The organism is Geitlerinema sp. PCC 9228, from assembly GCF_001870905.1.
Taxonomy (GTDB): domain Bacteria; phylum Cyanobacteriota; class Cyanobacteriia; order Cyanobacteriales; family PCC-9228; genus PCC-9228.
The window spans coordinates 1-14,377 of sequence record NZ_LNDC01000104.1 but is presented as its reverse complement, the minus strand read 5'-3'; the positions used below and the strand labels follow the sequence as shown (position 1 = coordinate 14,377).

12 protein-coding genes and 1 pseudogene are annotated in these 14,377 nt (G+C 49.4%); 8 read left to right on the top strand and 5 right to left on the bottom strand.

All coding sequences use genetic code 11. The features are described 5' to 3' along the window. Positions 1-3 precede the first annotated feature (3 nt). From sufC to AS151_RS10895, 3 genes are all read right to left on the bottom strand, one after another. Positions 4-789: a Fe-S cluster assembly ATPase SufC gene (sufC, locus tag AS151_RS10905; protein WP_071517088.1), complete on the bottom strand. Its 786-nt coding sequence runs from the start codon at positions 787-789 to the stop codon at positions 4-6. A 156-nt stretch (positions 790-945) separates the two neighbouring features. Then, a complete protein-coding gene (sufB, locus tag AS151_RS10900) occupies positions 946-2,382 on the bottom strand; it encodes a Fe-S cluster assembly protein SufB (RefSeq protein WP_071517087.1) in 1,437 nt (478 codons plus the stop codon). 63 nt (positions 2,383-2,445) lie between these two features. Then, positions 2,446-2,820 carry a ferredoxin thioredoxin reductase catalytic beta subunit gene (locus tag AS151_RS10895; protein WP_071517086.1) on the bottom strand — a complete coding sequence of 125 codons (375 nt, stop codon included), beginning with the start codon at positions 2,818-2,820 and terminating at the stop codon, positions 2,446-2,448. 332 nt (positions 2,821-3,152) lie between these two features. Here AS151_RS10895 and sufR point away from each other — a divergent pair, with 332 nt between their 5' ends. From sufR to AS151_RS10880, 3 genes are all read left to right on the top strand, one after another. Next, entirely contained in the window at positions 3,153-3,848 is a 696-nt protein-coding gene (gene sufR / locus AS151_RS10890) for an iron-sulfur cluster biosynthesis transcriptional regulator SufR (RefSeq protein ID WP_071517085.1), read from the top strand. Between the two features lie 338 nt (positions 3,849-4,186). After that, positions 4,187-5,482: an adenylosuccinate lyase gene (purB, locus tag AS151_RS10885; protein WP_071517084.1), complete on the top strand. Its 1,296-nt coding sequence runs from the start codon at positions 4,187-4,189 to the stop codon at positions 5,480-5,482. 158 nt (positions 5,483-5,640) lie between these two features. Beyond that, complete coding sequence (locus AS151_RS10880; RefSeq protein ID WP_071517083.1) at positions 5,641-6,096, top strand: DUF2214 family protein; 456 nt, start codon at positions 5,641-5,643, stop codon at positions 6,094-6,096. A 16-nt stretch (positions 6,097-6,112) separates the two neighbouring features. On the opposite strand, the gene AS151_RS10875 is transcribed toward AS151_RS10880, so the two are convergent. After that, positions 6,113-7,003: an SH3 domain-containing protein gene (locus AS151_RS10875; protein WP_071517082.1), complete on the bottom strand. Its 891-nt coding sequence runs from the start codon at positions 7,001-7,003 to the stop codon at positions 6,113-6,115. A 293-nt stretch (positions 7,004-7,296) separates the two neighbouring features. On the opposite strand from AS151_RS10875, the gene AS151_RS10870 reads away from it, so the two are divergent. After that, complete coding sequence (locus AS151_RS10870; protein ID WP_071517081.1) at positions 7,297-7,482, top strand: hypothetical protein; 186 nt, start codon at positions 7,297-7,299, stop codon at positions 7,480-7,482. Positions 7,483-7,768: 286 nt separating this feature from the next. Then, positions 7,769-8,281 (top strand): inorganic diphosphatase, encoded by a 513-nt coding sequence (locus AS151_RS10865; RefSeq protein WP_071517080.1) that lies wholly within the window; start codon positions 7,769-7,771, stop codon positions 8,279-8,281. Positions 8,282-8,566: 285 nt separating this feature from the next. Here AS151_RS10865 and AS151_RS10860 read toward each other — a convergent pair whose 3' ends face one another. Continuing rightward, positions 8,567-11,272 carry a calcium-binding protein gene (locus AS151_RS10860; RefSeq protein ID WP_071517079.1) on the bottom strand — a complete coding sequence of 902 codons (2,706 nt, stop codon included), beginning with the start codon at positions 11,270-11,272 and terminating at the stop codon, positions 8,567-8,569. Positions 11,273-11,740: 468 nt separating this feature from the next. Between AS151_RS10860 and AS151_RS10850 the strand changes: the two genes are divergently transcribed. The 3 genes and pseudogenes from AS151_RS10850 to AS151_RS10840 form a co-directional block, all read left to right on the top strand. Beyond that, positions 11,741-12,694: a succinylglutamate desuccinylase/aspartoacylase family protein gene (locus AS151_RS10850; RefSeq protein WP_071517077.1), complete on the top strand. Its 954-nt coding sequence runs from the start codon at positions 11,741-11,743 to the stop codon at positions 12,692-12,694. A 116-nt stretch (positions 12,695-12,810) separates the two neighbouring features. Then, entirely contained in the window at positions 12,811-13,695 is an 885-nt protein-coding gene (locus AS151_RS10845; RefSeq protein WP_071517142.1) for a shikimate dehydrogenase, read from the top strand. 156 nt (positions 13,696-13,851) lie between these two features. Continuing rightward, positions 13,852-14,001 (top strand): annotated as a pseudogene (locus AS151_RS10840) (RRXRR domain-containing protein); the annotation flags it as partial. Positions 14,002-14,377 lie beyond the last annotated feature (376 nt).

Here is a 14,377-nt window from a genome sequence, read left to right as displayed (position 1 = left end):
ATCCTATACCCCTGCACCTGCCGTCTGTTCTTTAATCCAATCGTATCCTTTCTCTTCCAGTTCTTCGGCCAACTCTTTATTCCCGGTGGTAATAATCCGTCCGTTAGCCATCACATGCACGTAATCGGGAACGATATAATTCAACAAACGTTGGTAGTGGGTAATCACCAACATGGATTTTTCCGGGCCTGCCAGTTGATTCACTCCATGCGCCACCGTTTTTAAAGCATCAATATCCAGCCCAGAATCCGTCTCGTCGAGAATCGCTAAAGTAGGCTCCAGCAAAGCCATTTGCAGAATTTCGTTGCGTTTTTTCTCGCCGCCGGAAAACCCTTCGTTGAGGTTGCGTTCCAAAAAGCTGGAATCCATCTTCACAAAATCCAGCTTCTCTTCCACCAAATCTTCAAAATCAAAAGCATCAATTTCTTCCAATCCCCGTGCCTTTCTTTGGGAATTGTAGGAAGCACGTAAAAACTCTAAATTGCTTACCCCAGGAATTTCCACGGGGTACTGAAACGCCATGAAAATACCTGCCAACGAACGCTCGTCGGCTTCCATTTCCAGCAGGTTTTTCCCTTGATAAATCACCTCACCACCAGTGACTTGGTAATCGGGATGGCCGGCAAGCACCTTGGATAGCGTGCTTTTGCCAGACCCGTTGGTTCCCATGATGGCATGGGTTTCTCCTGCTTTAATTTCTAGGTTGACGCCATTGAGAATCTGGGTGCCTTCTACTTCAGCGGTCAGATTGCGTATCGAGAGAATTACTTGGTTGTTTTCTTGACTCATTAGGCTTGGTTCCTGAACGAAACGAGTTTTTTCTTCAGTATTTTTTCTAGTCCTGCACTGGTATCGAATTCATAGAGGAAGGGGAAGGGTCTTCCAGGGCAAAGACCCTTCTAGATAGGCAGGCGGGTTCCTTCCAAAAAAACCGCTAGCGTTTTCCTAGCCTACCGTACCTTCGAGCTTCAAACCGAGGAGATTGTCGGCTTCGGATGCAAACTCCATGGGGAGTTGGTTGAACACATCTTTGCAGAAGCCGCTGACAACCATGGAAACGGCATCTTCTGCGGAAATCCCCCGCTGTTGCAGGTAGAACAGTTGCTCCTCGCTGATTTTCGAGGTAGAAGCTTCGTGCTCTACATTGGCGGTGTCGTTTTGCACCTCGATGTACGGGAAGGTGTTGGCTTGGGTGGTATTGCCAATGAGCATGGAATCGCACTGGGTGTAGTTGCGCGCGTTTTCAGCTTTGGGTAATACTTTCACCAACCCGCGGTAGCTGTTTTCCGAATGACCGGCAGAGATGCCTTTGGAAATAATCGTGCTGCGGGTGTTTTTACCCACATGGATCATTTTGGTGCCGGTGTCGGCTTGCTGGTAGTTGTTGGTGAGGGCGACCGAGTAAAATTCGCCCACGGAACAATCGCCGACCAAAACACAGCTGGGATATTTCCAGGTGGCAGCAGAACCCGTTTCTACTTGGGTCCAAGAGATTTTGGAATTTTTGCCTTGGCACAGTCCCCGTTTGGTGACAAAGTTGTAGATGCCGCCCTGGCCGTTTTCGTCGCCGGCAAACCAGTTTTGGACGGTGGAGTATTTAATTTCCGCATTGTCCAAAGCCACCAGTTCCACAATGGCAGCGTGCAACTGGTTGGTGTCGAACATGGGGGCTGTGCAACCTTCTAGGTAGCTGACGGAGCTGCCTTCTTCGGCGACAATCAGGGTCCGCTCGAACTGTCCGGACTCGTCGTTGTTCATGCGGAAGTAGGTGGACAGTTCCATGGGACAGGTGACCCCTTTGGGAACGTATACGAAGGAACCATCGCTGAAAACAGCGGAGTTCAAAGCGGCGAAGAAGTTATCTCCGGTGGGAACCACGCTGCCAATGTATTTTTCCACCAACTCGGGATATTCCTGTAACGCCTCGGAAATCGAGCAGAAGATGACGCCGTGTTCGGCTAGTTTTTCCCGAAATGTGGTGGCAACGGAAACGCTGTCAAAAATGGCATCTACGGCAACGTTGCTCAGACGCTTTTGTTCGGAAAGCGGAATCCCTAGTTTCTCAAAGGTCTCCAGCAGTTGTGGATCCACTTCGTCCAGGCTTTGTTTTTGTTCTTTTTTCTTGGGTGCGGAATAGTAAACGATATCTTGGAAGTCGATGGGACGGTGCTGAATCCGCGACCAATCGGGTTCTTCCATTTGCAACCATTTCCGATAGGCTTTCAGCCGGAAGTCCAGCATGAATTCGGGTTCGTTTTTCTTGGCGGAAATGGCGCGGACAATGTCTTCGTTAAGACCTTTGGGAACGGTTTCCGCTTCGATGTCGGTAACGAAACCGTATTTGTAGGGTTGATTGACGAGATTTTGTACCGTTGCAGTCATAGGTTTCTTTGCTCTTAAGGTAGACGAAACAATTGCGGAATTTCCCGAGGCAGCCAGGAAAAATTATTGAGCGGCGTATTGGTTGGTGGTACTGCGAATTTCCTCGGTGGTAATATCTTGGCGATCGCCGGCAAAATCATTATCGGGTGTTAAGAATAACATGCAGTGACATTCCTTACGTTCGCGCATGGGGACGCAAGGACAGTTCCAATAGGCCGCTGCCACTTCGGCTTCTTTGTCTTCGTAGTGGCGGCAAGGGCACAAGGGGGCCCCAAGTTCTTCCTTGTGCTTGGCCAAGCCTTCGATCACTACAGCGGTGATGCTGGGATCGGCACAGAAGTAGGTGCCGCTCCGTTTGGCGTAGGTTTCGGAAAACTTACGCATGGCTTCCAGGTTTTTTTCGCTGGCTTGTTTGGGACCTTCGTTTGGCTGTGTCATAACCGATCTCTGTATAAAAGGTTGCCAATTTTCAGTTTATTAGGGACTTGGACCCCAATGTTGGCGGTGTGCTACTTTTCGATCGTTTTTTCCTCCTTTTTTTTTCTAGATGCTGGGAAAGCAACGATTGGTCACAATTGCTGTCTATTCGGAGTTCGTACCCATTGGTTGGTGGGGATAGCCCCAACAGGGTCCAAGTCGATGACCTATAATTTAAACAACATGTTTGTTGTCTAACTCTATTTGTAGCGTAGTTTAGCAACAAGCATGTTGTCAAAGTCAAGGAAAATTTTTTACAGTATCAGTGGAAAACGGCCCAGGAGGAAACAACCATGAGTACCAAAGTCCCCCCCGAAGGCAATCAAAGGCAGGCGGAGCCAAGTTCCACAAAGACCGATATCCTCCAATATCTACTTAAAGAAGGTCGTGCCAACGCTCGCGAACTAGCCAATGCTTTGGAAATTAGTCCCCAAGCGATTCGGCGGCACTTAAAAGACCTAGAAGACGAAGCGTTAATCCAACACCAACTGGTACAGTCGGGGATGGGGCGTCCGCAGCATGTCTACGAACTCACCTCTAGAGGGCGCGATCGCTTTCCCCACAACTACGATGGCTTTGCTGTCTCCCTATTAGATACTTTAGCGGATACGGTGGGCCCCGACCAAGTTGGTTGGTTGCTGCGCAAGCAGTGGGAACGCAAAGCCCAGCACTACCGCCAGCAGTTGGGCAATGCGTCCCTGCCGGAACGGTTGCGTCGCTTGGTGGAGTTGCGCCGCCAAGAAGGTTTCATGGCGGAATACTATCCCCTTGACAGCGACAACGAGGAAGAATCCAACCATTACATGGTCACCGAATACAATTGTGCCATTTCCAGTGTCGCCGCTTCGTTTCCCTCGGTTTGCAAGCACGAACTAGACATGTTTGCCCAAGTTTTGCCCGACTGTACGGTGGAACGCACCCACTGGCAAATTGATGGCGAACATCGTTGCGGCTATTCCATCCAACCCCGCCAATCTGACGAAAATTGAGGTAACTGGTAATTTAAGGTTGCTTAACTTTTATTTTGGTCAAAAATAAATATTTATAATAAATGTAACGGCTGGCCATGGCAGGCGATCGCTGGCCACGTTAGACCAACCTTGGCCATCTAGCAAGGAAGTTGGCCAACAGCGGTGTACCCTTTTGAGGCAAATCCCTGGGGCCATCCTGCCAAGGATAGCAGAAGTTGCGGGAGTGGACAAGCCAAAACGAACCCACGGCGGCTGAGGCCGTCTTTTCGTTTTTGTGCCCAATCCCCAAAAAGGTGGCTTTCAACTCGATGGATTTTTCCCTAAAATAGCTTAGGAGTATTTGTGGAAGTTAGGCGTTGATAGAACGTTATACCTTGCCCGAAATGGGCGAATTGTGGACCCAAGAGTACAAGCTCAAAACTTGGCTGCAAGTAGAGATTGCCGTGTGCGAAGCCCAAGCAGAACTGGGATATATCCCCGAGGCAGCCGTGCGAGAAATCAAACAAAAAGCCCACTTCGATCCCGAGCGCGTCAAAGAGATCGAAGCGGAAGTGCGCCACGATGTTATTGCCTTTCTCACCAATGTAAACGAATATGTAGGCGATGCCGGGCGGTACATTCACTTGGGCATGACCAGTTCCGATATGCTCGATACGGCTTTGGCTTTGCAGTTGGTGGCGAGCTTGAATCTTATTTTAGAACGCTTGGAAGATCTGATCCAAGCCATTCGCTATCAGGCACAGCAACACCGCTATACGGTGATGGTGGGTCGTTCCCATGGCATCCATGCCGAACCCATTACGTTTGGGTTTAAACTCGCTGGGTGGATGTCGGAGATGCTGCGCCACCGCGATCGCTTGGTACATTTGCGCCCTTGCATTGCCACGGGAAAAATTTCCGGGGCAGTGGGAACTTATGCCAATATCGATCCCCGCATCGAAGCGATCGCCTGTCAAAAATTAGAACTAGAACCGGATATGGCTTCCACCCAGGTGGTATCGCGCGATCGCCATGCAGAATTTTTACAGCAACTAGCCCTGCTAGGTGCCTCCATGGAACGATTTGCCGTAGAAATCCGCAACTTGCAGCGTACCGACGTTTTGGAAGTAGAAGAATTTTTCGCCAAAGGGCAAAAAGGCTCTTCCGCCATGCCCCACAAACGCAATCCCATCCGTTCGGAACGCTTGACCGGATTAGCCAGGTTGCTGCGCGGCTATGCCACCACCGGCTTGGAAAACGTAGCTCTGTGGCACGAACGGGATATTTCCCACAGTTCCACCGAACGGGTCATTTTACCCGATGCTTGCATTGCGACCCACTTTATGTTGGTGGAAACGGCCGATCTCATCAAACATCTGTTGGTTTATCCCCAAAACATGGAACGCAATCTCAATGTTTATGGCGGGGTAATTTTCAGCCAACGGGTGTTGCTGGCGTTGGTAGACAAGGGCATGAGTCGCGAAGATGCCTACCGTACGGTTCAAGCTTGCGCGCACCAGGCATGGAACCAACCAGAGGGCAATTTCTACCAACTGATTTCCCAAGACCCCCAAGTCACCAGCTATCTCTCTGCTGAGGAAATCGAAGCCTGTTTTGACCCCAAACACCACTTACAGCATTTAGAAACCGTTTACCAGCGTTTGGGCATCTAGACCGACCGCCTGGGGAACTTTCCCTGGGCTTTTTTGGGTCTCGCTGAGGGGCAATCTGGGAAGGAACTAATATAAAAATTTAACCATATAATCAAAATGCTATACAATATTTCATAAAGTTTTCGTTACATTGTATCGCCAATAGGTAAAAAATAACCATGTGGGAAAACGCTGTTGTTGCTTATTTGCATTATTTGAGCTTCATGCTGATTTATGCAGCTTTGGCTGTGGAAAACCAAACTTTCAAACCAGAACTAAGTGCCCCCGAAGCGTTAAAAGTCGCGATCGCGGATGGCATATACGGCTTGTCGGCCACGACCGTTTTGATTACCGGCATCTTACGCGTTTTTTATTTTGGCAAAGGTTCGGATTTTTATGCCAGCAACCCCGTCTTTTGGACCAAAGTTGGCTTATTTTTCTTCGTAGGATTTCTGTCCCTATATCCAACAATTACTTTTTTGTCGTGGTTAAAAGACCTACAAAACGGCAATCCACCCCGCATTGGCAAAGCAAAAGCCCATTGGATCGCCAATATCATCAAAGTAGAGTTGGTGGGATTTGCGATTATCCCCTTACTGGGTGCTTTAATGGCACGGGGAATCGGCGGCGTCTAAACGAAAAAAAAATCTTTCACCTAACTTGAATTACCGTTTCGTACTCGTAACCACGGAAATTGGAATCATACTCTAGGGTGTAGTCTCCCGTTGCTGGTAGCTCGAACTGCACCCGTTCTTTTCCTTGTGTTCCCGCATTTCCCGTGAGTTCCTGTTGTTGGTTGGGGTCGTTGGGGGGGAAAACTCTTGGTAGGGGGCCTTCTTCACTGATGAGGGTCATCACTTGGTTGGTGCGGGCACTGAGTAAATATTTGTGAATCCCCGTACCAACAAAGCGATCGCTGATGCGAATAGCCACCGTTCCCGGCGGAAATTTCAACCGCTGTACTTTTTGCGAACAAGAAGTTTCCGTTAAATTTTGGGAAACCCAACCTTCAATGGGGTCTTGACCGTTGTGGCGAATCTGAAACCATCCATCTTCCCGGTTTTGGATAGTGACATAGCTACCATTTTCCAGGGTAGCCACCACATTACCTTCTTTCACCTCCGGCGACGAACGAACGTTGGTAGGAGGATTGGCATCAGAGATAATACCTTGGGTAACCCGACACACCTCCGGTTCTATCGCCAAAGGTTCGCTAGCATTGGGAATTGACTCGGGGATAGGAGTGGGTGTGGGAGACGCTTCCGGCGTCGGTTGCGGTTCTGGTTCTGGTTCTGGCGTGGGTTGGGGGGTGGTCTTTCCCTCCGGCGTTGGTGCGGGAGTCGGTTCCATCTGGGGAGTGGGAGAGGGAGACGCTTGTGGGGTTGGTTCTACCTGGGGAGTAGGCGTCGAAGTCGCTGTTGTATTTGGACTCTCAGCAGGCGGCGGAGATTGCATGACGGCATAGGTACCACCCACAACAGCGGCAGCAACAGCAGAAAGGCCACCGACAATGAGAGGTGTCTTGTTTTTGCGATCGCTCATGATTGACCTCGTGTATTATCCCAATGGATTATTGGTTTGCCTGATATTTTCCACCACCACCCTACAATTGGCAATTTTAGACATGCGGCGTGCGACGCCTTTAGCAATTCGTTACTAAAGTATATCAACTTGCACTTTCATCTTAGCAGGCTGGTTTTCAGCCACCAAAGCGATCCCTAGCAGACAAACATAGGGATGTACTGGCGGAAAAGTGTACTAGTGCTTGGGAAAATTGATTATGATATAAGTAGTTAGACGTTCAACCTACTGGGTCATTACCGTAACCAATTCTTATGGATGCAGATAGTACATCTGGTAGTCCTTCAGAACAGCCTCCTCAGAAATTCGCGGAAATTTTGGGGATTCTCATTGCTGTTCTTACTTTAACTTTGCCCCCTTTTATCATTGCTCGTTATTCAGGAGGCAGCTTGGAGGAAGTTGTGCCTACGACCTATCCCATCGGTCGGGTTGCCAAATAATACAACAATCCCGTTACGGTTGTGACAGCGAACCAACAGGATTTCGAGGTTCAACGGCGATGTTATAGTAAATGGACAGGGGAACCAACCCATCGCCAATTAAAAGATTTTGAGCAAAAATCGCTTCCAGGGGATATGTTGCAACCACTATCCCCTAAAATGCTACTGGGAGCGGATGTAGAAAAGCCGTGCAACCAAAGCAGTTTCCAGCTCGTTGCTGGCTTTCTGCTGTCTGTATTCCGTTTCCCTATCTTGTGTAGTGTGGTTATTTGTGGAGAAAACCATAGTGGATTTATCGCAGATTCCGGCACAGCCGAAACCCGGCATTGTCAACGTTTTAATTGAAATTCCTGGCGGCAGCAAAAACAAATACGAATACGATAAAGATTTGCAGGCTTTCTCGTTAGACCGCGTTCTGTACTCGTCGGTACAGTATCCTTCCGATTACGGCTTTGTTCCCAATACCCTAGCCGATGACGGCGATCCTTTGGATGGGTTGGTGTTGATGGATTGGCCTAGCTTTCCTGGTTGCGTCATTGCCGCCAGACCCATTGGCATGTTGGAAATGATCGACGACGGCGATCGCGATGAGAAATTGCTCTGCGTTCCCGTCAAAGATCCCCGCTATGCAGAAATTAACGAACTCAAACAGATTTCTTCCCACCGTTTGGAGGAAATTTCCGAGTTTTTCCGCACCTACAAAAACCTAGAAAACAAGAAAACGGAAATTCTAGGTTGGAAAGGCATGGAAGAGGTGAAGACCTTAGTGGAAAAATGCGTTCGGCAAGCTGCTAAATAGTTGGTTTGGCAAGATTTGCCATTCCATTGCTGAAGATAGAGGAAGTAGCAGTTTAGAGAGGGGATTGTATGTACCCTCTCTATATTTTTTGGTTGGGTTTGCCAGTATAGCCATTTCATAGCAAATCCACCTCAAACAGACGCACCATTTTATCCATGGAAATTTTCTGGTGTCAGGTTGCTTCGCGAAGCGACCTGACAAAATTTTCGTAGTGTGTACACATCGGATTTGGTATCAGATCGAACGCAAACAGTTAAACTATGTAGGGGGAGAACACTAAAAGCTTTATAGATTGGCAGTTGCAAAATCGCTACCATCGATTGTATTGGCCTCCACAGCAATCAAAGAAGCCAAGATTTCTCCCGTATCGGCAATTTCAATGGCAGTGGTATTTCCTTGTTGGGAAATCCTTAATTGTGCGAACGTCAAGCCGCCATCCAGCAAAAACATATCTTCCTTATCGGCAAAATCGGTAACTATATCTTCGCCGCTACCAGCAAACAACCGAAAGCGATCGCTTCCTTCGCCACCAACCAGCGTATCATCTCCCAAATCGCCGCTAAGCCAATCGTCGCCATCACCGCCAAGCAAGATATCCCCATCGCGACCGCCAAACAAAATATCGCCGCCAGTATCGCCAGCCAGGGAATCATTCCCTTGATTGCCAAACAACCAATCGCCAGCCTCTCCTCCCGCCAGGGTATCCTCACCGAAATTGCCAATTAAAACATCGCTGCCACCTTCCCCATACAACCAATCGCGATCGCGACCGCCAAACAGCCAATCGCCGTGTTCGTTGCCATACAAAACATCATCGCCACCATTGCCAAACAACGTATCATTGCCGCCATTACCGTAGAGGGTATCGTTTCCCCTCATCGCAGCGATCGCATCGTCACCCAGCAACGCCTGTGCCAGGTCGTCGTTTCCCGGCAACAGACCGATATCGTCACCAACCGTAAATTGAGCCGTCGGTTCGATATCGACCTCTAATTCCCCCTCCTCGTTGCCAGAATCTGACGGAGAAGGATCGTTCGTATCTACTTTTGTTTCCTCATTGCCGGTACCGTCACCACCAACATTGCTGCCGGCACCAGCAGTAGAATCGCCTCCAGAACGATCTCCAGCATCGCTTCCAGAAGATTCTGTGGAATCGCCGTCGGTACTGCCGTCAGACCCACTTCCAGACTCACCTCCAGAATCGCTTCCGGCATCACTTCCGGTATCGCTTCCAGAACCATCTCCAGCATCACTGCTGGTATCGCCGTTGGTATCGCCATCAGAACCGTCTCCAGAAGTGCTGGTGTCGCTTCCAGAACCATCTGAGGCAGTTCCATCGGTATCGGTTCCAGAATCCCCTGTAGTGGTGTCGCCGGTACCATCTCCGGAACCATTTCCAGAGCCGTCTCCAGAACTGCTTCCAGAACCACCACTGGTATTATCTCCAGAACCACTACCAGAATTGTCGTTAGAATCATGGTCAGAATCGCTACCGACAGTCACACCAAATTCAAAAGCACCAACATCAATATTGCCATCGGTGCGTTCTGCACCCCGTTGGTCCTCAGTCACAGAAGCAACGCTGGTTCCCGCATCAATTGCCGGACTTCCCTCAAGCAAAGCATGGGTGGGAACGCTTCCCCCGTTATCTTGCAACGGACCTAATTTCGGGTCTGCAATAGTAATATTCTGCGTAACGTTAAAATCGCTACTATCGTCGGGATTTTTGGCGGGGAACTGGATATTGCCGCCACCATCCTGCAAATTACCACCAGTTTGCTCCTTGACATCCCAAGGATTGTCCCCGGTGTTGTTATAGTAAATGGAATTGGTGGTGGTTGTATTGTCGTAATTTCCCCAAAAAGCACCTCCCTGAAATCCCGCTTGGTTGTAAGCGAGGGTAGAATTGATAATTTCCACTTTTTCGGAGGTATTCACCATCATGGCACCTCCCAAGCCGCTGCTACCATCGCTGCTTTTGGCTTGGTTGGCAGAAAAGGTGCTATTGACAATCGTAGTCGGCGTGGTTTCGCCAATCCACAATCCCCCTCCCTGACTTCCGGAAATATTTTCGGCAAAAGTTGTTTGGCGAATGGTTAATTTGCCATTGCCGGCACGCAATCCCCCTCCCAAAGCATCCCCTCGGGGACTTTCAGCGATTTCGTTGCCGGTGAAGGTACTGTTTTCCACCAGCATTTCATCGTCGTCGTAAACAAATAAAAAGGCACCGCCGCCTTGACCTTCGCCGGTATTGTTCTCGAAATGGCTGTTGCGAATGATAATGTTGCCGGCGGTGGTGCCACCGTCGTTGGGACTGGCACCATCGGTATAGATAGCACCGCCGTAGCCGCGGGTTTCGGCATTGGAGCCGTTGGCGGTGGATTGATTGTTTTGGAAGGTACTGTTTTCAACGACTAAGTTGGTGTGAACGACATTGATGGCACCGCCGTTGATACCGGAATTATTGGTAAATTCGCTGCCGAGTACGGTAATCTCTCCATCGCTGGCGGATGCGATGGCACCGCCACTGCGTTCTGCATCGCCGGAGGTACTGTCGTTGCCGTCGAATAGGCTGTTGGTGATGGTGGCGGTACTGCGATAGCCGGAAAAGATGGCACCACCGCTACCGGCGGTATGGTTGTGGAATTCGCTGTTTTTGACGGTGAGGGTGCTTTGTTGTTCGGTGAGAATGGCACCGCCTTTTTCGTCGGTGTAGCCGTTGCTGAGGGTGAGGTGGTTGAGGGTGAGGTGGTTGTTGCTTTGTAGGTGGAACAGGCGGGTATTTTCTTGACCGTCGAGGGTTAAACCAGGTGCGTTTTCGCCGTTGATGGTGAGGTCTTTGTCGATTTCTAGCTGGCTGTCTGGGGAGATGGTGGCGTTGCTGAGGCTGCTGTCAAAAAGAATGGTGTCGCCGGCGGATGCCGATGCGATCGCTTCTCGTAAGGAACCGGTACCGCTATCGTTGGTGTTGCTAACTGTAAGGGTATTCATCGTTTCTCCGCTCCTAGTTTTTTTTTCCTAGAATTTTGGTTTCTAGAGGTTTGAAAATTTTTGCTACTGTTGCCGCCTGCTGCTTGGTTTCTAGTAGTAAAATACTTCCAAACTGCTAGAAAATTACCAGCGAATTCGGAAGCTGGCAAGGATATTGGTTTTATTTATCCTTTCTTGTAGACAATGACTTTTCCGGATTTTGTTGAATTTTTTCAATTGTAAAATATATTGTTAAGGTACCAAAACTTGCAGGTAAATTTTTCAGTAAAAATACGGCGATCGCATTTTTCGTGTCTCTGTGAAAATACGGTTTTCTAATAAAAATCGATCGCGATCGCCCATCAAAAAACCAAAAATATCCCGAGAACAGCGGGTCGCTGCCCGGTAAAATAAAAAAATAATCCCCCATCACCAGCGTGTCGAAAGTCGATTTGATTTTGGGCGTTGGAGAAAAGATCGACAAATAGAATGCTAGAAATTGCCGGTACAACCATTCCCCCTGCATCCCGGCGGCGTTTGGAAATTCCCGTGGCACGTTTGGCCACCCAGACAGAACTATCGCTGCCTCTCACCGTCGTCAACGGTAGCGAACCCGGTGCGAGATTGTGGCTGAGTGCCGCCATTCACGGCGATGAGTTAAACGGGGTAGAAATTATCCGACAAGTGTTGCAGCGAATTTCCCCAAACGAACTGCGAGGTAGCATTATTGCCGTCCCCATTGTCAATATTTTCGGCTTTATCGAACAATCCCGCTACCTTCCCGACCGTCGGGATTTAAACCGTTCCTTTCCCGGTTCCAGTAAAGGTTCCCTGGCTTCGCGGCTAGCCAACCTGTTTATGGAAGAAATTGTCAAACACGCCACCCACGGCATCGATTTGCACACCGCTTCCGACCATCGCATCAACCTACCGCAAATTCGCGCCAACCTCAACGACCCGCAAACCTACAAGTGTGCGGAGGCATTTGGTGCAGAAGTGATGATTCACGCCACCACCCGCGACGGTTCCCTGCGACAAGCAGCTACGAAAAAAGGCATTCCGGTTTTGTTGTATGAGGGAGGAGAAGCCTTGCGTTTTGATTCCCATGCCATTCAAGTAGGGGTAGAAGGGATTTTGCGGGTTATGGATTTATTGCAAATGTACCCTTTACAATCAGCGATCGCAGCATCTACATCTGCTTTGGTCAAGAAAACCCAATGGGTACGATCGCCCCAAAGCGGAATTTTGCGGTTAAATGTATCCCTTGGCGATCGCGTACGTCGCAAACAGGTTCTCGCCACCATTGTAGACGTGTTTGGCGACACCAGTGCCGAACTGCTAGCTCCCAGCCGCGGTTTGGTTATCGGTCATACTCAAAACCCCATCGCCAACCAAGGCGACGCTGTCATCCATTTAGCTATTTCGTCCAAGACATCTTCATAGCCATCAGTAGGTATGGTAGGATGCACAGCGTGGGAGATAGGGAGATTTAGGAGATTTAGGAAATAAATTTATTTTTGGATCCCATGCCCCCATGTTCCTCCACCACCTCAACCACTATGTCTGCAATTACCGGAACCACCAAACTGCTGGGTGTCATCGGCGATCCGGTGGAACATTCCCTCTCGCCGTTGATGCAAAATGCCGCGATCGCGCAAATTGGTGTTGATTTTGTTTACTTGCCATTTCCCGTGAAAGCCGAAAATCTGGAAACTGCGATCGCAGGATTGAAAGCTATTGGCGTGCATGGTTTTAATATAACCATCCCCCACAAACAAACCATTATTCCCTTGCTAGCCGATCGCTCGGACATAGCACAATCTGTCGGTGCTGTCAATACCGTTTGGCGTACAGAAAAAGGATGGTACGGCACCAACACGGATGTAGAAGGATTTTTGGCACCACTGCTCGCGAAAAAACCAGATTGGCAAGAAACAGAAGCAGTAATTTTAGGAAATGGCGGTGCGGCGAGAGCGGTGGTGGCTGGTTGTTCCCAGCTCAAATGCCAAAAAATCCATACCATCGGCCGCAATTGGGAAAAACTCCAGCAGTTTCAAGAAAGCTGGCAAACCGCAGCCATACCAGTGGATATCCAAATTCATCTTTGGGAAGAGCTACCAGAATTGCTTCCTTATACCGGTTTGTTGGTCAATACCACACCGATAGGCATGTCTCCCCATACCGATGCTTCCCCCATCGACGCCACGCAAATGCAGTGGTTGCCTCCCAACGCGATCGCCTACGATTTAATTTATACCCCCAGACCCACCAAATTCCTGCAAATTGCCAGTTCCCAAGGACTCATTGCTATTGATGGGTTAGAAATGCTGGTCCAACAAGGTGCTTCCGCCTTACGACGTTGGTTGCGGCAAGACGTACCGGTGTCTACGATGAGAAATACGCTACAGGAGCATTTAGCGGCTAAAAGTCAGCACCCCAGCTGAAGCACGGGAGCTTCATACCTCCAGCTTCAGGTAGCTGACCAGCCTAACGTCTTAACGAATTAACGAACTGACTAGGTGTTGGTCGCCCTGCCGTTAACGGTTAAACCGCCCTACCAGGAGGAAGGCAGTGCCGTTAGCCCCACCAGCCCTAAAAACATGGGCGAGGAAAACATTACCCGTTTGACGGAGATTCCCAAGTCAAATTTGGTTTTTGTCTTCGACACCAACCAGCAGCCACTTGACCCAGTGCATCCGGGGAAAGCTCGGCGACTCCTCAGTACAGGAAAGGCCGCTGTATTTGGCCGTTAGAGGAGTCACTCAAGGAGCTACTTCGTTCCCAAGCTAAATTGGTAGTGGGGTTAGGCTCTGACTATCCACCGGGTTGATTGTCCATGCATAAGGGTCGTGGAGCCATACGCCCTTGACCAATATCCTTTGCCTTTTGGCTCCAGCTTGACAGCCGCTTGAAGCTGGTTGAGCATGACGGAGGTTCAAACATCAGTTCACCTTTCGATTAGCCATACCCACTTGCTAGGAGGGATTCCCGATACGACTACGGGTTACCTCTGTTTTACCCGACTTCAGCTCTGAGATCCGCCCCCAGCACTGCGGGTAATGCTTTCAACCAATGCACCTTGGCGGGAGGACTTTCACCTCCATTTAACTTGAGTTGTCTGGGGTT

What these genes read in the sequence shown, in the direction of transcription:
- sufC (WP_071517088.1), bottom strand. Translation starts at nt 789, where the DNA reads ATGAGTCAAGAAAACAACCAAGTAATTCTCTCGATACGCAATCTGACC.
- sufB (WP_071517087.1), bottom strand. Translation starts at nt 2,382, where the DNA reads ATGACTGCAACGGTACAAAATCTCGTCAATCAACCCTACAAATACGGT.
- AS151_RS10895 (WP_071517086.1), bottom strand. Translation starts at nt 2,820, where the DNA reads ATGACACAGCCAAACGAAGGTCCCAAACAAGCCAGCGAAAAAAACCTG.
- sufR (WP_071517085.1), top strand. Translation starts at nt 3,153, where the DNA reads ATGAGTACCAAAGTCCCCCCCGAAGGCAATCAAAGGCAGGCGGAGCCA.
- AS151_RS10880 (WP_071517083.1), top strand. Translation starts at nt 5,641, where the DNA reads ATGTGGGAAAACGCTGTTGTTGCTTATTTGCATTATTTGAGCTTCATG.
- AS151_RS10875 (WP_071517082.1), bottom strand. Translation starts at nt 7,003, where the DNA reads ATGAGCGATCGCAAAAACAAGACACCTCTCATTGTCGGTGGCCTTTCT.
- AS151_RS10870 (WP_071517081.1), top strand. Translation starts at nt 7,297, where the DNA reads ATGGATGCAGATAGTACATCTGGTAGTCCTTCAGAACAGCCTCCTCAG.
- AS151_RS10860 (WP_071517079.1), bottom strand. Translation starts at nt 11,272, where the DNA reads ATGAATACCCTTACAGTTAGCAACACCAACGATAGCGGTACCGGTTCC.
- AS151_RS10850 (WP_071517077.1), top strand. Translation starts at nt 11,741, where the DNA reads ATGCTAGAAATTGCCGGTACAACCATTCCCCCTGCATCCCGGCGGCGT.
- AS151_RS10845 (WP_071517142.1), top strand. Translation starts at nt 12,811, where the DNA reads ATGTCTGCAATTACCGGAACCACCAAACTGCTGGGTGTCATCGGCGAT.